An 18,344-nucleotide genomic window follows, 5' to 3' on the forward strand; every position below is an offset into this window, starting at 1 on the left:
GTCAAGAGATTTGCTGATGCGTTCCCGGTCCGAAATCCCATCGAAAAAGCTGTTGAAAAGAGGTTTTCACCGCCCGCGTTTAGTTACCGGTTAATCTTAACCAAAACCTGTGTTTTGCGTTTTGTCCATTCTGCCTAATATTAGAAATCACTGATGAAGAGTGGGAGGCAGGGTCATGGACGTAAGAACGACCTTTGTGGGAAAGCCGCTTGATCCGGGTGAGCTGGAACGGCTGGCGCGAATATACAACGTCGCGCGCTGGATGACCGGTCGCTCCAGGCACGATCCGTCCGCCGCCAGGCTGGCGGCCATGGCAATCCGCTTCTACCAGCTCGGCGTGCGCGACGACGATGTTCTTCTCGAAAAGGTGCTCAGCACCCATTCGGCTCTCACGAGCAACTGAGATGTCCGAACGGCGTGCGACCTAATTCCGGGTCCCCGCCCACACGCGTGCCAACGTCTTGCGCGCCAGAAATGCGGTGACGGCAACCGCAACAAGGATTACGCCGAGGGCTGCGAGCATGTGAACATGCAGTCTCAAATGTCCAAACAGCGCCTCGACCGCGTTGCCGAACAGGTACCCGATCGCCGTTATCCCGACGCCCCAGACGAATGCGGCGACGAGATTGAGAAAGAAGAAGCGAAGAGGCGAGATGCCGGAAAGTCCGATCATCAAGGGACTGACGGTGCGGATGCCGTAGACGAAACGGAACGAGAGGATGAAGCCCGTCGGATGCGCCGCAAGCAGGGTGCGGACGCGTTCTGCAGCCTTTACCCGCATCATCCGCTGGACGATTGCCAAGCGGTTTGCATGGCGGCCCGCAAAAAACAGCGCCTGGTCAGCGATCAGCGATCCCAAGAAGGCACCCGCCGCGGCCTGCCAGTAGGGCATGAGGCCGCGGTGGGAAATCACGCCGCCGAGAAACGCTGCCGTCTCGCCCTCGACAGCCGCTCCCAGAAACACGGCCACCGGTCCATACTCACCGATCAACTGTTCCAGGCTCATGACTAGATTCCCCCAAACGTCCGGGCTGTCGGTGTATCCGGTTATTCCGGCATTCTGAAATCGACGAACCGGTTTTCGCGCACCACGAACATGCGGCCGCTGTCGGTAAGCTCTGGCGAGGCGAGGAAGAGGATCTTCTGCGCCACCTCTGAAGGATGCGGCAGTGTCTCCGGATCTTCGCCGGGCACGGCCTGCGCCCGCATCGCCGTCCTTGTGGCGCCCGGGTTGACCATGTTGACCTTGAGCGACGTGTGCGTGTTTTCCGCAGCCCAGATGCGGCCCATGGTTTCCACGGCCGATTTCGAGATCGCGTAGGCACCCCAGAAGGCCGGTGCCTTGGCAGCAGCGCCCGACGAGAAGAGCAGGGCACGACCGGCATCGGAGCGCACAAGTAGCGGCTCCACCGATCGGATCAGCCGCCACATCGAGGTGACATTGGTCAGCATCACCTTTTCGAACACTTTCGCCTCGATATGCCCGAGCGGCGAAATTGTACCAAGGATGCCGGCATTGGCGACCAGGATGTCGAGCTTGCCCCAGCGTTCGAAGATCGAGGCACCCAGCCGGTCGATCGCCTCCATGTCGGTCAGATCGAACGGCACGAGCGTTGCCGAGCCGCCTGCAGCCTTTATCGCGTCGTCCAGCTCTTCCAGCCCGCCGACGGTGCGTGCGGTGGCGATCACATGCGCGCCGGCCTTTGCCAGCTCCAGTGCCGTGAAGTAACCGATGCCGCGCGAGGCGCCGGTGACCAGCGCAATCCTACCCTTCAAGTCGATCGTCATTGTTCCATCCCTGCCAGTCGCGACCAAAAAAGAAGGCCGCGTTCCCGCAGCCTTCTAAAACGTTCATGATCGATTGAAAACCATTCAGCCGTTACTGGCCAGAAGCGAGACCTTGCGGCCGACCGCTTCACCGTCCTTGTCGAGTAGACGCGTCGGGTAGTCGCCGGTGAAATAATGGTCGGTGAACTGCGGCCGTGCATCGTTGCGGTCTTCGCCGCCGACAGCGCGGTAAAGCCCGTTGATCGACAGGAATTCGAGCGAGTCCGCGCCGATATATTTGCACATCGCTTCGAGGCTGTCGTACTGGTTGGCCAGCAGCTTTTCCCGGTCCGGCGTGTCGATGCCGTAGAAATCGGGATAGTAGATCATCGGGCTTGCGACGCGCAGGTGAACTTCCTTGGCGCCGGCATCGCGGATCATCTGGACGATCTTCAGCGACGTGGTGCCGCGCACGACCGAATCGTCGACCAGCACGACGCGCTTGCCCTCGATCATCGCCCGGTTGGCCGAATGCTTCAGCTTCACACCGAAAGCGCGGATCTGCTGAGTGGGCTCGATGAAGGTGCGACCGACATAATGGTTGCGGATGATGCCGTATTCGAACGGAATGCCGCTCTCCTGGGCGTACCCAAGAGCTGCCGGCGTGCCGCCATCGGGAACCGGCACGACGACATCAGCTTCGACAGGCGCTTCCTTGGCGAGGTTGATGCCCATGTTCTTGCGCGCCACATAGACCGAGCGACCGCCGACAACGGAATCGGGACGAGCGAAATAGACGTATTCGAACAGGCAGAGCCGTTCCGGCTGGCCATTGCCGGCCTTGCGGGCATCGATCGAGATCGAGCCGTCTGACTGGATCTCGCAGATGATCACTTCGCCGTTTTCGACGTCGCGGATGAATTTTGCACCGATGATGTCGAGCGCGCAGGTTTCAGAAGCAAACACAGGCTTGCCGTCGAGTTCGCCCATCACGAGGGGACGAATACCGGTCGGATCACGCGCCGCGATCAGCTTGGTGCGGGTGATGGCAAGCATCGAATAACCGCCTTCCATCTGCCTGATGGCATCAATGAAGCGGTCTGCGGTGGAGGAGTAGCGCGAGCGCGCGATGAGGTGAAGGACGACTTCCGTATCGGATGTCGACTGACAGATAGCGCCGCCGGCGATCAATTGCCGGCGCAGCGTGAGACCGTTGGTGAAATTGCCGTTGTGGGCAATCGCGATACCCCCGACTTCAAGTTCCGCAAACAGCGGCTGGACGTTGCGAAGAGCGACTTCGCCGGTCGTCGAATAGCGGTTGTGGCCGATCGAGATATTGCCGGGAAGCTTCGCGAGCGTGACCGGGTCCGTATAGTGATCGCCAACCAGGCCCATCCGGCGCTCCGAATGGAAGCGCAAACCGTCGAACGAGACGATACCGGCGGCTTCCTGACCGCGATGCTGCAGGGCGTGCAGGCCGAGCGCCGTCAGCGTTGCCGCATCCGGGTGGCCGAGGACGCCAAAGACGCCGCATTCTTCATGAAGGGTGTCTTCGTCCCATACGTTGGAGCGGTTGACATCGAATGTTTGCGATCCCGGCTGCTGCATCTGGCCGTACCCTTTCAGGAAAAATGGAAAGGCTGGCCGGGGGAGATTCCCCCGGAGACCAGCCCGTCTATCATCAGATTTCGAATGTTACCACAAATGGTGATGGTGTGCGCTGCATCAAGCGCAACACAGCGTCAATTATTTGTAACCGGTGCGTCTTCGGCCGGCGTCTGGTCGGTACCAACAGCGCCATCGGCCGGCGCTTCTTCCTTGCCGAGGATACGGGCGCGGATCTGCGGCTCGATATCGGCTGGCAGCACGGCTTCGAGGCGTCCGACCAGCGTATCGAGGAACGGCTTCGACTTGGCGTTGGTGACCCAGGTCGGCTGGGCACTTTCAGCGACCAGCCAGTTCCAGAAGGCAACGGCCACGACGAGAAGCAGGATGCCGCGGGCAGCTCCGAACAGGAAGCCGAGCGTGCGGTCGAGCGCACCGATGCGGCTGTCGATGATGAAGTCGGCAATTCTGGATGTGATGAAGGAGATGATGATCAGCGCCACTAGGAAGATGACGCCCGCCGAACCGGCAATGGCGATGCGGTGATCGGATGTGTACTTTTCCGCGTAAGGGACAAGCAGCGGGTAGAGATAATAGGCGGCGGCAATGGCGCCGGCCCAGCTTGCGATCGACAGAACCTCGCGGGAGAAACCGCGAACCATGGCAAGCACGGCCGAAAACAGGGTGACGCCGATGACAATACCGTCAAAGATGGTGATGGGCATGTAAACTCTACTCCAGAACCTGCCGTTGCATGCCTGCCGTCTTGGTGAAGCCAATGTGGGCCAGCCGTTTTCGTGCCTGAATCCGACCGGAGTTTCCAGCCTGATCCAGAGCGTCGAGCGCGTGTCTTACATCAGCCGTGGCGTTAACGGAAGATCAATCATCTTCCTCCTGCTTCCCCAGTTTTTTGACCGAACCGGCGATGCGCGAGACGAGATCCGGCAGGTCCTCGATCATCGTCCAGCGGGCGCTGGAACCCTTCGGCAACTCGGCGGATGTGGCCGGCAGCATGGCACCGGAAAAGCCGAGCTTTTCAGCTTCCTTCAGGCGCTGCGCCGTCTGCGAAACGGGCCGCACCGCGCCGGATAGACTGATCTCGCCGAAGAACACATGGTCGGCCGGAAGAGCGATGCCGGCGAGCGACGAGACAAGCGCGGAAGCGATCGCCATATCGGCTGCCGGCTCCGAGATGCGGTAACCGCCGGCGACGTTCAAATAAACGTCGTGCTGGCCGAGCCGCAAGCCGCAATGGGCTTCGAGAACCGCAAGGATCATGGCGAGACGGGATGAGTCCCAGCCGACCACCGCGCGGCGCGGCGTGCCGAGAGAGGTTGCCGCCACCAGCGCCTGAACTTCCACCAGAACCGGCCTTGTGCCTTCCATGCCGGCAAACACCGCGGCGCCAGGAGATTTCGCATTGCGTTCGCCGAGAAACAGTTCCGACGGGTTGGTGACTTCGCGCAGGCCCTTGTCGGACATTTCGAACACGCCGATCTCGTCGGTCGGCCCGAACCGGTTTTTCACCGTGCGCAGGATGCGGTAGTGATGGCCGCGGTCGCCCTCGAAATAAAGCACCGCATCGACCATGTGCTCGACCACCCGCGGACCGGCGATCTGGCCTTCCTTCGTCACATGGCCGACCAGCACCATGGCGGCACCCGTCTGCTTGGCAAAGCGGATCATTGCCTGCACGCCGGTGCGCACCTGGGTGACGGTGCCCGGCGCCGAATCGGCCGTATCGCTCCACAGCGTCTGGATCGAATCGATGATGACGAGATCCGGCCGCTTGCCTTCCGACACCGTGGCGAGAATGTCCTCGACATTGGTTTCGGCCGCCAAAAGCACTTCCGTATCGGCAGCACCCAGCCGCTGGGCCCGAAGGCGAACCTGAGCGACGGCTTCTTCGCCGGATACATAGATGATGCGATGACCACGACGCGAAAGGGCGGCCGCCGCCTGCATCAGAAGCGTCGACTTGCCGATGCCCGGATCGCCGCCGATCAGCACCGCCGACCCACGCACGAATCCGCCGCCGGTGGCACGGTCGAGTTCGGAAATGCCGGTATGGATGCGCGGTGCTTCCTCGGTCTCACCGGAAAGGGCGGTCAGCGTCACGGCGCGGCCCTTTTTCGGCACCTTGCCGGGACCGGACCCGATGCCGCCCATCGGATCTTCCTCGACGATCGTATTCCACTCGCCGCAGCCTTCGCACTTGCCCGCCCAGCGGCTGTGCACCGTGCCGCAGTTCTGGCACACGAATTGAGTTTTAGGTTTTGCCATGAGATCAGGTTTCGTCAGTCTTGAAGGGGTCGGGATGAAGGTTTTGGTGGCCGTGCAGGACCCGGACGATGCGGACAGCCGTTTCCGTTCGGCGGAAGTAGATCCAGCGCTTGCGGTATGGGAGTGCTTTGAGACCGGGTGAGAGATTATCGCGCGGCGAACCTGGAAAACCGGTGAAGGCAATCCACGCAGCTTTTCGAGTAAGATCTCGGACGAAGTGGCCGGCCGCGACCGGATCGTCGACGGCGATGTACAGGAATATGTCGAGGAGATCCTGATCGGCCAGCGGGGAATAAATCAGCTCTTTCGGTTCAATATGCGCATCCCCCGTTCGATGATCGAATCCGCGTGTGTGTCAGCATGTCGAAACGCACGAACTCGCCTCTCTCCAGCTGGGCATCCGCCTCGGCGATCATCGTCCTCAAGAGCTCGTCTTCGCTTCCAAGACGGCTTAGTCCCGCCGCGACGACATCCTCAGCGCTTTCATAAGCGCCCGTCTTCACCTGCTCTTCGATAAACGCCAGAGCCTCGTCATTGAGATGGATCTCGGTCATTTCGATCTCCTTTTGTTCTCATTTAGCACGAAGATTTCGCCCGCGAAAGAGGGGATCTCCGCATGCGCTTGCGGTCTCACTCGTCGGCGTAAAGATACCGCCGCTCGTATCGCAGGCCAAGGCTGGTGAGGAGTTCGTAGCCGATCGTGCCGGCCGCGCGCGCGACGTCGTCGAGCGGCATGTTGGGACCGAACAGCTCGATATAATCGCCGGTGCGAACATCGCGTTCCGGCACATCGGTGATGTCGAAGATCGTCAGGTCCATGGTGACGCGCCCGACGACCGGCACGCGGTGGCCGGCGATGAAACCGAAACCGCCTTCGTGAATGCTGTCGCGGATCGGAACGCCGGAGCCGGACAGCGACCGCTTGTAGCCATCCGCATAGCCCGCCGCGACGATCGCCAGCCGGCTGTCGCGGGTCAGGCGGTGTGTGCCGCCATAGCTGACGGTTTCGCCGGTCTTGGCGCTGCGGATCTGGATGATGCGCGCCTCGGCCTTGGCGACCGGCCGCATCGGATTGCTGACGCCGCCGACAGCCTCGCCGCCATAGACGGCGATGCCCGGGCGGGTGAGGTCGAAATGGTACTCGGATCCGAGAAGGATGCCGGAAGAAGCGGCAAGACTTGCCGGAATGCCTTCATAAGCCGCCGCAACCTTCTGGAATGATTCAAGCTGCTGGCGGTTGAAGGAAGAGGAGGGCGTATCGCCGCTGTGCAGATGCGACAGCACGAGGACGGGCGAGAAACTCGCCGGCCGCGACACGTCGTCGGCAAAGGCGAGCGCGTCCTCGAGCGGAATGCCGAGCCGGTTGAACCCGGTATCGATATGCAGCGCGCAAGGATGATCGCCGTGTTCTGCGGTCACCGCCATCCAGAAGCTCAGCTGCTCTTCCGAAACGAGGACTGGAACCAGTCCATGTTCGTAGAACGTGCGTTCCTGACCGGGCCAGACGCCTGACAGCACATAGATCCGGGCATCGGGCGCATAGGTTCGAAGCGTCACGCCTTCCTGAACCACGGCCACAAAGAAATCGCGCGCGCCGGCCTCGTAAAGGGCCGTACCGCAATCCTCAAGACCCAGCCCATAGGCATCCGCCTTGACCACGGCCGCAGTCGAGGCATTGCCGGAGAGATCAGCCATCTCCCGCCAGTTGTCGGCAAGCGCTACGAGATCGATGGTCAGCCGGGCAGGGGCGATATCGAATTCGTCGAAAGGCAGGGCGTCGTCGTCGAAATCTGTCATGAGCGCTCAGCAGAATGGATCGGATCGACGCCAATCCTTACCCGTTTCCACGGCCGGAAAAAGACGTACGGGCGAGATTTTGCGCGCTGCACGCTTTTTTTCAAACATTCCAAGCAATCCGATAAAAACAGACACATCCACAACGTATTAATTCAGTGTTCAGATTGTATTGTGTATCAGATTTACTGTTCAATTAATTGAATTTCCCCGCGTCATTGGGCAGGGGGAGGGCAGAAATATATTTCAGGAGACTAATGTGAAAAATGTAATTTCAGTCATATTGACAGCAAGCTTTCTTGCTTCCGGCGCGTCTGCAGCCTTGGCGCAGACGAAGGGCGACTGGGTTCTCGGCAACTATAAGGGTGCCGGTTACTGGTTTCCGGGTGTTATCGAAAAGATCGGCGGCGGCAGCGTTACCATCCGCTACGATGACGGTGACCGGGAGACGGTGGCTTCAAGCGCGGTGCGGCCGTACGACTGGATGATCGGCATGAAGGTCGAATGCAACTACAAGGGCGCCGGCGACTGGTACCCGGGCAAGATCACCGCGCTGGCAGGCGAGAAAATCGGGATCGCCTATGATGACGGCGACAAGGAAAGCACCCGGACCGGACGCTGCCGGACCCAGTAGTCGATCAGCGACCCTAAACTGGTCGATGCCGGCCGCTTTGCGGCGGCGGGCATTGACCATCTTATCACAGAGACTTGTGCCGCAATGAGCTCATCAATGCTCTTCGTATTGCGTGAAGCTCGGCTCCGCGAGATCGGCAAACCGGGTGAATTCCGCCTGGAAGGCGAGCTTGACGGTGCCGGTTGGTCCGTGGCGCTGCTTGGCGATGATGACGTCGGCCGTCCCCTTCACCTTGTCCATCAGCTGTTCCCATTCCGGATATTTCGGATCGGCCATATCGCGCGGCTCTGAGTTCTTCACGTAATACTCTTCGCGGAACACGAACAGAACCACGTCGGCGTCCTGCTCGATCGAGCCCGATTCGCGAAGGTCGGAAAGCTGCGGACGCTTGTCTTCGCGGCTTTCCACCTGGCGCGAAAGCTGGGAGAGCGCGATGATCGGCACGTTGAGTTCCTTGCCGAGCGCCTTGAGGCCCGTGGTGATCTGGGTGATTTCCTGCACGCGGTTCTCGCCGGATTTGCCCGACCCCGTCATCAGCTGGATATAGTCGACCACGAGGCAGTCGAGGCCACGTTGGCGCTTGAGGCGGCGGGCGCGGGCAGAGAGCTGGGCGATCGAGATACCACCGGTCTGGTCGATGAACAGCGGCACTTTCTGCATCATCTGGCTGCAGGCGACGAGCTTTTCGAAATCGGCCTCGGTAATGTCGCCGCGGCGGATTTTTGACGAGGACACTTCGGTCTGCTCGGAGATGATACGGGTGGCCAGCTGTTCGGACGACATTTCGAGCGAATAGAAACCGACGACGCCTCCGTTCTTGGCTTTCATCGATCCGTCCGGCTGCACCTCAGGCTCGTAAGATGCTGCGATATTATAGGCGATGTTGGTGGCAAGCGAGGTCTTGCCCATGCCCGGACGACCGGCAAGCACGATCAAGTCGGACCGCTGCAACCCGCCCATCTTGCCGTCGAGCGACATGATGCCGGTGGAAATGCCCGACAGATGCCCGTCGCGCTCGAAGGCCTGGCCGGCCATGTCGATGGCAAGGGCCACCGCGTCGTTGAACGACTGGAAGCCGCCGTCGTAGCGGCCGTTTTCGGCAAGCTCGAACAGGCGCCGCTCGGTATCTTCGATCTGGCTCTGCGGCGGCATGTCGAGCGGCGCGTCATAGGCGATGTTGACGACGTCCTCGCCGATGGTGATCAGCGCCCGGCGCAGTGCCAGATCGTAGATCGCCCGGCCATAGTCCTCGGCATTGATGATCGACACGGCTTCGGCGGCGAGACGGGCGAGATACTGCGCCACCGTCATGTCGCCGACCTTCTCGTCCGCGGGCACGAAATTCTTGATGGTGACCGGGTTGGCGGTCTTGCCCATGCGGATGATGTCGCCCGCCACTTCGAAGATCTTGCGGTGCAGCGGCTCGTAGAGATGGGTCGGCTTCAGAAAGTCCGAAACGCGGTAATAGGCGTCGTTGTTGACGAGGATCGCACCCAGCAGCGCCTGCTCGGCTTCGATGTTGTTGGGAGCCTCACGGTAGTGCGGCGCTGCATCCTTGTTGCTCAGCGATGCGATGTTGCGCGCGACTTCGTTCATGATCTCTGTCCGTCCTGTCCGTTCGAAGCTGCCGGTTCTACTGGTAAATGCGCCGTGCTGAAACCGGCCTTTTGCCCCAGCGGCTTTTCCACAGCTATCCACAGCGCCATTTTGCCGGTGCCAGAAAGAACGCAGTGAAACGATGAATCCGGTTGACTGTGTTTCGCTGCGACTCAGTCATTGGTCGCATCAGTATAGCCCAAGAAGACAAAAAAACGCCCGGGCTGATGACCCGGGCGTTTCTCGAACTGGTTAGACGATGACGGCTTATTCGTCGTCTTCAGCGTTGCCGTCTGCGTCCGGATCGAAGAAGTCTTCCGGACGAAGCGCGTCTTCGTCGACGCCGTAGATGGCGTCAGCCGAGGTAAGGCTTTCGCCCTTGGCCTGGCGCTCGGCTTCTTCAGCGGAACGGGCAACGTTAACGGCGATTTCGGTTTCTACTTCCGAATGCAGGTGCAGAACGACCTTGTGCAGGCCGATTGCCTTGATCGGGGTGTTGAGATCGACCTGGTTGCGGCCGACGTTGAAGCCTTCGGCAGCCAGTGCCTCAAGGATGTCGCGGGCAGCAACCGAACCGTAGAGCTGGCCGGTTTCCCCAGCCGAGCGAACGATCACGAAGGTCTTGCCGTCAAGCGCGTCGGCAACGGTCTGGGCTTCGCCCTTGCGCTCCAGGTTACGGGCTTCAAGCGTTGCACGCTCGGATTCGAAGCGCTTCTTGTTGGCTTCGTTGGCGCGCAGCGCCTTGCCCTGCGGCAGAAGGAAGTTACGGGCAAAGCCGTCCTTGACCTTTACCGTTTCGCCCATCTGGCCAAGCTTGGCCACGCGTTCAAGCAGAATGACTTGCATGTTGTGGTTCCTTTCAAGTTTCAATTCATAGGTGGTTCGTCACTGCCGTCTGCGGATTTTGCAGGCGTCAGGGCAATGGTGCGGCGTGTGTCGGAAAGACCCAGCACGACAATGGCGATCGCCGGCAGGATAAGCATCGACGACAGGTAGCAGAGGACGAGAACCGGCAGGCGCCAGTCCTTGTCGCGGGTGCGAAAGTGAAGCGAGGCATAGCCTGCCATGAGAAAGCCGGCGCCGAACGTGCCGCAGACGACTGCGCCGATCATCGCCGGAGCGCCGCCGAAGAAAGTCATCACGGTGCCGGCGAGGAAGATGAAGATGGCATTGCGGTTCATGCGCAGCGCCGACGGCATGTCCTCGCGCGGGCGAACCGCACGGCCCGACCGCGAGACGACGCGCACGGCGATGTAGAAGGCCGCAAACAAAAGCGTTACCCAGATGCCGCCCTGGAACATCGGCAGCATCAGCACCAGCAGCGACTTGGTCTGGGAAAGGCTCGCGACATCGGGGGCGAGCGTCGGCTCTTGCGCCTGAAGCGCTGTCGTCATCGCATCGACCATCTGGTCGATCAGTTCCGGGCCATAGCCGATCGCAAAGCCGAGCGCGATCACGGCAATCGTGACGAGGCCGCAGAGATGCAGCAGAATGTCGGAAATCGGGTACCAGGCCATCAGATTGTCCGGGCCGCCGAGTTCGGAGGCGGGACGGGCAAGATTGGCAAGATGCGACAACCAGCCGGCGGGGATCAGCGTGAACACTGCCATGGCAAGCGCAAACATCGGCGACACGAGAAGTGCACCAAGTACGCCTGCGGTGACGACACCGACGATGGCGGCGCGATTGCCCCAGCCAAGGCCGGCAATCAGGATGGGAAGAGCGGAAGCGGCATAGAGAATGGAGGCAAACGACGACTGTGCGCTCGCACCCATGACAAGCACGGTGGCGATAACACCGGCAAGGATACCGGTCGGCAGCACTGTCTGGAACTTGTTCGTCACTTTGTCTCGCTGTCCTGCCACATCAAGCAGTTAGGGGATAGGCCGGGACGGATGTCGCAATGGCCTTGATCCCCAACATGGGGTTTTGGTTTTGCCGATCCGCGCCCAACGCGGAAGGGAAGATGGACCCGCCGGCGCTAAAGCCGGCAGGTCCGATATCAGATTACGAAAGAACGTAAGGCAGCAGGCCGAGGAAGCGGGCGCGCTTGATGGCCTGGGCCAGTTCGCGCTGCTTCTTCTGGGAAACGGCCGTGATACGCGAAGGTACGATCTTGCCGCGCTCGGAAATGTAGCGCTGCAGAAGACGAACGTCCTTGTAGTCGATCCGCGGTGCATTCGCGCCCGAGAACGGGCAGGTCTTGCGACGGCGGTGGAACGGACGGCGTGCCGCGGAGGAGGATGAGTCAGCCATTGGTGTTTTCTCCTTCGAACCGATTAAGCGTCACGTGGCGGGCGCGGTGCGCGCTCGAAACCACCTTCACGCGGGGGACGATCGCCGAAATCGCGGCGCGGGCCACGATCGCCGAAGTCGCGGCGAGGACCACGGTCGTCGCCATCACGGCGCGGACGGTCGTCACGATCGCGCTTCTGCATCATTGCAGACGCACCTTCTTCGTGCTTCTCGACGGCAAGCGTCATGTAGCGAAGAACGTCTTCGTTGATGCGCATCTGGCGTTCCATCTCGTGCACGGCAGCTGCCGGTGCGTCGATGTCCATAAGGGCGTAATGCGCCTTGCGGTTCTTCTTGATGCGGTATGTGAGGGACTTGAGGCCCCAGTTTTCTACGCGCCCGACTTTGCCGCCATTTGCTTCGAGGACACCCTTGTACTGTTCTACGAGGGCATCAACCTGCTGTGCGGACATATCCTGTCGAGCAAGGAATACGTGTTCATAAAGAGCCATGTAAGCTTTGCCTTTCTTGCGGTTGTTTTGTCACCCGGGTTCGGCGGCTAAGCCTCAACGACTGCTCTTGGAATGGGACAAGCCCAGGCAAGAAAAGCTGTTGTATCGAGACGGTCGAGAGCGGAGACACGGGAGGCCGGAACGCTTTTCGTTCCTACGGCCGCTCACGCGACCTACCCTCCGTTCAGCCACCAGCCAGAAGACCGGGTGTTTCGAACAAGGCGGCTTATACGGATTTTTGACGATAAGGCAAGGGGGAGGGGGTCGACGCTCGCAAAAATAGTTAAATGGACTTCATAGCACCTTGGGTTGTAATTTGGGTTCGGGTCAATTCGACCCTTTGCCAAGAGGAGCAGGAGGCATGGCTAAGCTCGATACTATTTTGAATACTACCATCACCTGGAAAAATTGGACGTCGGATGCGGATCTTCTTTCGCTTTTGTCGGACCTGCAGGCCAATATCCTGAAGGGGCACGGCAGAGATCATACCAAGAATGTCTTTCTCAGTTTCGCTGGCATGAAGTCTGATGCGGTCGCCGGCCTGCTGCGGGATCTTTCGTTCGTGACGACATCCGCGCTGACGCAACTGCGCGAGGCAGAAGCATTCAAGGCAACGAAACTCGGCGGCGGAACGGTCGTCAGCGTCTTCCTCAGCGCAAAAGGGTATGCAGCCCTTAGTTTGCCGGATGCCAACATTCCCGCTGATGCCTCATTCAGGGCCGGGATGCGGAACCGCGGACGGCTCAATCCGATGCCGCTTCCGTTTGCCGGTCCTCCAATCAATGATCCGGAAAAGGAGCACTGGGAAAAGGGTGAGGCTTGGGACAGCGCCAAGGACGACCCCGACGCCATGGTTCTGATTGCAGACGAACAGGCCTCACTTGTGGGCAATTCCTACAGCGCGTTGCAGAAGGTTTTCGCAAAGCACGGCGCAACGGTTCTGGGTTCGGACATCGGCCTGGCGCAGAGGCGCAAGCAGGCGGGCGGCGATGTTCGAGGCGAAGGCATCGAGCATTTCGGTTATGTCGATGGTATCAGCCAGCCACTGTTTCTGACTGAAGATTTCCTCGACAACAGTGGAGTGCCCAAACCTCGTGGCAAATGGAACGAGGAGTTCAAGGCGTCGCAGTTCGTCGTCTCGGATCCGGGCAATCCCACGACATTTTCATGCGGCAGCTATTTCGTCTACCGCAAGCTCGAGCAGAACGTGAAGCTGTCCAAGCAGAGGGAACGTCTGCTTGGACAGTCGGTGGATCCACAGAACCCCGATGAGGACCGCGCGGGTGCGATGGTTGTCGGTCGCTTCGAGGACGGAACACCGGCACTGCAGAGCGGTCCAGTGGCGGGCGCGCCAACCAATGACTTCGACTACACACTCGACCCGGTCGGGCTGAAATGTCCCGTTCGAGCGCATGTCAGGAAGACCAATCCGCGCACGCCGGGCGACGAATTCGAGCGCTCGCATATCATGGCGCGCCGAGGCATAACCTATGGCGATCGGGCACCCGATTTTTCAGATGAGCCAGACAAGGGAGTCGGTCTTATTTTCATGGCTTACATGGCCGACGTCAATCAGCAGTTCGAGTTCACCCAGAGTGCCTGGGCGAACAATACGTCGTTTCCATTCCAGCCGGCGGTTCCGGCGAAGAAAGGTGTCGATTTCATCATCAGCCAGGTCGCAAACAGTGGCGATCCGTCCGAAAAGGAATGGATCGATGGCCATAGTCAGCCACAAAAGGTCGGCGTGATGGATTTCGTGCAGACGGTGACCTTGATGGGCGGCGAGTACTTCTTCGCTCCATCGATCAGCTTCCTTCAGTCGGCACCATCCTTGATCGCAAACCCGCCGGCTGAGTTGTCGTAAAATAGCCGAGCGATTGAGCGGCGACAGAGATATATCCGGCGGCCGGGACTTATCGTTCCGGCCACCTTTATGCTGACCTACCGCGCCGCCCGGCTTTTCCGGTATCTGACCACGGCAATCACGATGAGGAGGGCGGCGAGCGGAAATCCAGCTTCCGTCACGAAGGTCCGGTCCGCCCTGACCTGGTCGCGCATGGCGATCCAGGCGATCGAGCTGACGATGCAGTTCTCGTTCGTGTCGGATATCTCGGTAATCGGCAGCTGACCGCATTGCGCGGCGGCCACCAGATAGGCCTCGTGGAACGGGCTTCCGGGCCTTGGAATGTCGATCATGGCTTGTCCTCCGCCGGAAGAAATAGCGCAAGTTTGCGGATGACGACAGCGTGTTTCAGCCGGTCATCCGCAATCCGTCGCGACCTCAGATCGGCATCGGATAGTCGCGATAGACCGCGGCGATCTCTCTCAGAACCTCATCCGACAGCGTCACGTCGGCAGCGGCGATGTTGGTTGTCAACTGGTCCATCGTCGTTGCACCGATGATGACGGAGGCCATGAAGGGGCGCGTCAGACAGAAGGCGAGCGCCATCTGCGACGGATCGAGGTCGTGCTTCTTGGCGATGTCGAGATAGGCTTTGACCGCCGGCTCCTGCCGCGGCTGAAGACGTCCGCCGAGATCCTGGTTGATCGACCCGCGCGAACCGTCGGGACGCGCGCCGCCCTGATACTTGCCGGAAAGCAGCCCGGCTGCGAGCGGCGAATAGGCGAGCAGGCCGACATCCTCATGATGGGACATTTCCGCAAGATCCAGATCGAACTGGCGATAGAGAAGATTGTATTCGTTCTGCAGCGTCGCGACGCGGGGCAGACCCTTCTCCTCGGCCACATCGAGATAGCGCATCGTGCCCCAGGTGCTTTCGTTGGAAAGCCCGATCGCGCGGATCTTGCCCTCCTTCACCAGTTCGCCGAGCGTTTCGAGTTTTTCCAGAAAACTCGTGCGTGCCTGTTCGCGATCCTGTTTCGACGCATCGAATTTCCAGGAATTGCGGAAGTGGAACGTGCCGCGGTTCGGCCAGTGGATCTGGTAGAGGTCGAGGTAATCCGTCTTGAGGCGCAAGAGGCTGGCATCGAGTGCTTCCCGAATCGTCTCGCGGGTAATCGGGCGGCCGTCGCGAATGTAGGAGCGACCGCTGCCGGCGATCTTGGAGGCGAGGATCAGGTCCTGTCTCTTGCCGCTCTTTTGCAGCCAGGTGCCGATGATCGTTTCCGTGTCACCGTAGGTTTCGGCACCCGGAGGCGTCGTCGGGTAGAGTTCGGCTGTATCAAAGAAGTTGATGCCGTTGTCGAAGGCATAGTCCATCTGTTCATGGGCTTCAGCCTCGGAATTCTGCGTCCCCCAGGTCATCGTGCCCAGGCAGATCTCCGAAACGGAGAGGTCGGTGCGGCCCAGTTTATTGTATTTCATAAAGATCGATCCCGTCTGAAAAAGTGGCCGGACTTTAGATCGGATTTGACGCAGTGCAAGAGTAGATCGGTGCCGGTTTCGCGCGTCGGTAGCGTAAAATTTATCAAGAGTTTGCTGGACGGGAGAGAATTTTTTCCAACTTGTTCCCGATACGGCAATTTTGCGGCCGGATTTGCGTCTGGCGCAGAACAAATTTTTGGAGGGCATTTTGAATGGTCGATAACGCGACGCAGCATGAGACGACACAATACGACGACAAGGGGTTTCCTGACGCCGGCGAACCGCCGAAGACGGGTCGATGGAAACTGATCGGTCCCGGTATCGTGGTTGCCGTTACCGGCGTCGGCGCAGGCGATCTGATCGCCACGCTGATTGCCGGCTCGCGTTTCGGCTATGCGCTTCTCTGGGCAGCGGTCATTGGCTGTATCGTCAAGATTGCGCTTGCCGAGGGATCGGCCCGCTATCACCTCGCTACCGGTTCGACCATGCTCGACGGCTGGCGGTCGCTCGGCAAATGGACGAGCTGGTACTTCGGCATCTACATCATGATCTGGGGCTTCGTGTACGGCGCTACCGCCATGAGCGCGACGGCACTGCCGCTGGCGGCTCTCTTCCCGTTCCTGCCGCTCTGGGCCTGGGCCATGATCTCAGGCCTCGTCTGCGCGGCCTTCGTTGCCTTCAACAACTACGAAGTCTTCGAGACCGTGATGAAGGTCTTCATCGCCATCATGTTCACCATCGTCGTCGGTATCGCGATTCTTGTTGTGCCTGATGTCGGCAATGCGCTGACCGGTCTGATCCCGACCATCCCCGAGGGCTCGGCCATCTACACGCTCGGCCTGATCGGTGGCGTCGGCGGTACCATCACAATGGCCTCCTACGGCTACTGGGTGAATGCCAAGGGATGGCGCACCCCGTCCTGGATGGGCGTCATGCGCCTCGACAACCGCGTCGCCTACATCATGACCGGCATTTTCGTCATCGCCATGCTGATCGTCGGCGCCGAGCTTCTCTACACGGCGCAGATCGCGCTCTCGACCGGTGACCGCGGGCTGCTCGATCTCGACGCGGTGCTCCAGGAGCGGTTCGGTCCGTTTGTCGCAAAGGCCTTCCTGGTCGGTTTCTTTGCCACCACGATCTCCTCCATCCTCGGCGTCTGGCATGGCGTGTCGCTGCTGTTTGCGGATTTCGTCCGCACCGTGCGTGGCGAAACCAGTGGCTCGCGGCAGGGACTGGAAAAGACGCCGGCCTTCAAGTTCTACCTGTTCTGGCTGACGATCCCGCCGATGTCGCTGTTGTGGTTCGGCCGCCCGTTCACGCTCGTCATCATCTATGGCGCGCTCGGAGCCTTCTTCATGCCGTTCCTGGCGGTCACGTTGATCTGGCTGCTGAACTCTGCCCGCGTCCCGAAGGAATGGCGCAATGGCTGGCTGTCGAACGGCCTGCTCGGCGCTGCAGCGCTGCTGTTCGTCGTTCTTTGCGTCAACGAAGTGATCAGCCTGATTTCGGGCTGATAACAGGGGGTAAGCACCGGCCAAAAGCGGGGTAAATGCCCGAAACCCTTGACTTGCAAGGCGGGAATGTGAATGGAAAGGGCAAAAATAGGGAAAGGAAACGACCTTATGAGCAGTCCGGCGAGCAGTATCGCATTCACATTCCCGGGTCAGGGAAGCCAGGCCGTCGGCATGGGCAAGGAACTGGCCGACGCCTTTCCCGAAGCCCGTGCCGTGTTCGACGAAGTCGACGAGGCGCTCGGCCAGAAACTGTCGCAGATCATGTGGGACGGCCCGGAAGAAACATTGACCCTGACGGCCAATGCCCAGCCGGCTCTGATGGCTGTTTCCATCGCGACGATGCGCGTGCTCGAAGCCCGCGGCCTCGTTCTCGCCGACAAGGTCGGTTTCGTCGCCGGCCATTCGCTCGGCGAATATTCGGCACTTTGTGCGGCCGGCACGTTCTCTCTCGCAGACACAGCACGGCTGTTGCGCATTCGCGGTGACGCGATGCAGTCCGCCGTTCCGGTCGGTCAGGGCGCGATGGCTGCGATCATCGGTCTCGATCATGCCGATGTCGAAGCGATCTGCGTGGAGGCGAAGTCGGAAGGCGTGTGTCAGATCGCCAACGACAATGGCGGCGGCCAGCTGGTGATTTCCGGCTCCAAGCTTGCTGTCGAAAAGGCAGCGGCTCTGGCAACCGAAAAAGGCGCCAAGCGCGCGATCATGCTGCCGGTCTCTGCGCCCTTCCACAGCGACCTGATGGCGCCGGCGGCTGACGCCATGCGCCACGCGCTGGACACCGTCCAGAAAAACGATCCGGTCGTGCCTGTCATCGCCAATGTGCGCGCAACGCCGGTCAGCGACGCGAACGAGATCGCGACGTTGCTGGTGGCGCAGGTGACCGGACAGGTGCGCTGGCGCGAAACCGTCGAGTGGTTCGGCGCCAATGGCGTGACGACGCTCTACGAAATTGGTTCCGGCAAGGTGCTGACGGGTCTTGCCCGCCGCATCGACAAGAATATCTCTGGCATAGCCCTCAACACCCCGGCCGATATCGAAGCGGCGCTGGCTGCCATCCTCGGCTGAAGAGAAGGAAT

General features: G+C 60.3%; 20 protein-coding genes. 5 read left to right on the forward strand and 15 right to left on the reverse strand.

From position 1 onward, the window contains the following. The first annotated feature begins 175 nt into the window (after positions 1–175). Complete coding sequence (locus BLW69_RS10585; protein ID WP_062453357.1) at positions 176–403, forward strand: hypothetical protein; 228 nt, start codon at positions 176–178, stop codon at positions 401–403. A gap of 21 nt (positions 404–424) precedes the next feature. On the opposite strand, the gene BLW69_RS10590 is transcribed toward BLW69_RS10585, so the two are convergent. The 8 genes from BLW69_RS10590 to alr all read right to left on the reverse strand — a co-directional run bounded on the left by BLW69_RS10590 (position 425) and on the right by alr (position 7,452). After that, positions 425–1,006, reverse strand: coding sequence for a DedA family protein (locus tag BLW69_RS10590; RefSeq protein WP_092661848.1), 582 nt, complete (start codon positions 1,004–1,006; stop codon positions 425–427). 41 nt (positions 1,007–1,047) lie between these two features. After that, positions 1,048–1,788, reverse strand: a complete 741-nt coding sequence (locus BLW69_RS10595) for an SDR family NAD(P)-dependent oxidoreductase (protein ID WP_092661850.1) — start codon at positions 1,786–1,788, stop codon at positions 1,048–1,050. Positions 1,789–1,872: 84 nt separating this feature from the next. Further along, on the reverse strand, positions 1,873–3,375 hold the full coding sequence (purF, locus tag BLW69_RS10600) for an amidophosphoribosyltransferase (RefSeq protein WP_062579838.1): 1,503 nt from the start codon (positions 3,373–3,375) through the stop codon (positions 1,873–1,875). 134 nt (positions 3,376–3,509) lie between these two features. Beyond that, complete coding sequence (locus BLW69_RS10605) at positions 3,510–4,097, reverse strand: CvpA family protein (RefSeq protein ID WP_062453353.1); 588 nt, start codon at positions 4,095–4,097, stop codon at positions 3,510–3,512. Between the two features lie 154 nt (positions 4,098–4,251). After that, a complete protein-coding gene (gene radA, locus BLW69_RS10610; protein ID WP_092661852.1) occupies positions 4,252–5,655 on the reverse strand; it encodes a DNA repair protein RadA in 1,404 nt (467 codons plus the stop codon). A gap of 4 nt (positions 5,656–5,659) precedes the next feature. Further along, positions 5,660–5,971: a type II toxin-antitoxin system RelE/ParE family toxin gene (locus BLW69_RS10615; RefSeq protein ID WP_348271847.1), complete on the reverse strand. Its 312-nt coding sequence runs from the start codon at positions 5,969–5,971 to the stop codon at positions 5,660–5,662. Beyond that, positions 5,967–6,209: a ribbon-helix-helix domain-containing protein gene (locus BLW69_RS10620; RefSeq protein ID WP_092661854.1), complete on the reverse strand. Its 243-nt coding sequence runs from the start codon at positions 6,207–6,209 to the stop codon at positions 5,967–5,969. The genes BLW69_RS10615 and BLW69_RS10620 overlap by 5 nt, the downstream gene beginning before the upstream one ends. Positions 6,210–6,285: 76 nt before the next feature. Beyond that, positions 6,286–7,452 carry an alanine racemase gene (gene alr / locus BLW69_RS10625; RefSeq protein WP_092661856.1) on the reverse strand — a complete coding sequence of 389 codons (1,167 nt, stop codon included), beginning with the start codon at positions 7,450–7,452 and terminating at the stop codon, positions 6,286–6,288. A 256-nt stretch (positions 7,453–7,708) separates the two neighbouring features. Between alr and BLW69_RS10630 the strand changes: the two genes are divergently transcribed. After that, a complete protein-coding gene (locus BLW69_RS10630) occupies positions 7,709–8,083 on the forward strand; it encodes a tudor domain-containing protein (protein WP_092661858.1) in 375 nt (124 codons plus the stop codon). A gap of 93 nt (positions 8,084–8,176) precedes the next feature. Here the strand turns inward: BLW69_RS10630 and BLW69_RS10635 are convergent, their stop codons facing one another. The 5 genes from BLW69_RS10635 to rpsF form a co-directional block, all read right to left on the reverse strand. After that, the gene (locus BLW69_RS10635; protein ID WP_062579847.1) at positions 8,177–9,679 is read right to left on the reverse strand and encodes a replicative DNA helicase; all 1,503 of its coding nucleotides are present in this window, start codon (positions 9,677–9,679) and stop codon (positions 8,177–8,179) included. 267 nt (positions 9,680–9,946) lie between these two features. Further along, a complete protein-coding gene (gene rplI / locus BLW69_RS10640; protein ID WP_062579849.1) occupies positions 9,947–10,525 on the reverse strand; it encodes a 50S ribosomal protein L9 in 579 nt (192 codons plus the stop codon). 20 nt (positions 10,526–10,545) lie between these two features. Then, positions 10,546–11,523 (reverse strand): DUF2232 domain-containing protein, encoded by a 978-nt coding sequence (locus BLW69_RS10645; RefSeq protein ID WP_092661860.1) that lies wholly within the window; start codon positions 11,521–11,523, stop codon positions 10,546–10,548. A 163-nt stretch (positions 11,524–11,686) separates the two neighbouring features. Next, a complete protein-coding gene (gene rpsR / locus BLW69_RS10650; protein ID WP_062453345.1) occupies positions 11,687–11,935 on the reverse strand; it encodes a 30S ribosomal protein S18 in 249 nt (82 codons plus the stop codon). Between the two features lie 23 nt (positions 11,936–11,958). After that, positions 11,959–12,426 carry a 30S ribosomal protein S6 gene (gene rpsF, locus BLW69_RS10655; RefSeq protein WP_062453344.1) on the reverse strand — a complete coding sequence of 156 codons (468 nt, stop codon included), beginning with the start codon at positions 12,424–12,426 and terminating at the stop codon, positions 11,959–11,961. 361 nt (positions 12,427–12,787) lie between these two features. Here rpsF and BLW69_RS10660 point away from each other — a divergent pair, with 361 nt between their 5' ends. Next, the gene (locus BLW69_RS10660) at positions 12,788–14,290 is read left to right on the forward strand and encodes a Dyp-type peroxidase (RefSeq protein WP_092661862.1); all 1,503 of its coding nucleotides are present in this window, start codon (positions 12,788–12,790) and stop codon (positions 14,288–14,290) included. A 77-nt stretch (positions 14,291–14,367) separates the two neighbouring features. Here the strand turns inward: BLW69_RS10660 and BLW69_RS10665 are convergent, their stop codons facing one another. Together BLW69_RS10665 and BLW69_RS10670 are read right to left on the reverse strand one after the other, a co-directional pair. After that, a complete protein-coding gene (locus tag BLW69_RS10665) occupies positions 14,368–14,622 on the reverse strand; it encodes a hypothetical protein (RefSeq protein ID WP_092661864.1) in 255 nt (84 codons plus the stop codon). An 85-nt stretch (positions 14,623–14,707) separates the two neighbouring features. Further along, positions 14,708–15,751, reverse strand: coding sequence for an aldo/keto reductase (locus tag BLW69_RS10670; RefSeq protein WP_092661866.1), 1,044 nt, complete (start codon positions 15,749–15,751; stop codon positions 14,708–14,710). Between the two features lie 212 nt (positions 15,752–15,963). Here BLW69_RS10670 and BLW69_RS10675 point away from each other — a divergent pair, with 212 nt between their 5' ends. Both BLW69_RS10675 and fabD read left to right on the forward strand, forming a co-directional pair. Further along, entirely contained in the window at positions 15,964–17,265 is a 1,302-nt protein-coding gene (locus tag BLW69_RS10675; RefSeq protein WP_092661868.1) for an Nramp family divalent metal transporter, read from the forward strand. A gap of 108 nt (positions 17,266–17,373) precedes the next feature. Then, positions 17,374–18,333: an ACP S-malonyltransferase gene (gene fabD / locus BLW69_RS10680; protein ID WP_092661870.1), complete on the forward strand. Its 960-nt coding sequence runs from the start codon at positions 17,374–17,376 to the stop codon at positions 18,331–18,333. Positions 18,334–18,344: the final 11 nt, after the last annotated feature.

This window comes from Rhizobium sp. NFR12 (assembly GCF_900108545.1).
Taxonomy (GTDB): Bacteria; Pseudomonadota; Alphaproteobacteria; order Rhizobiales; family Rhizobiaceae; genus Neorhizobium; species Neorhizobium soli.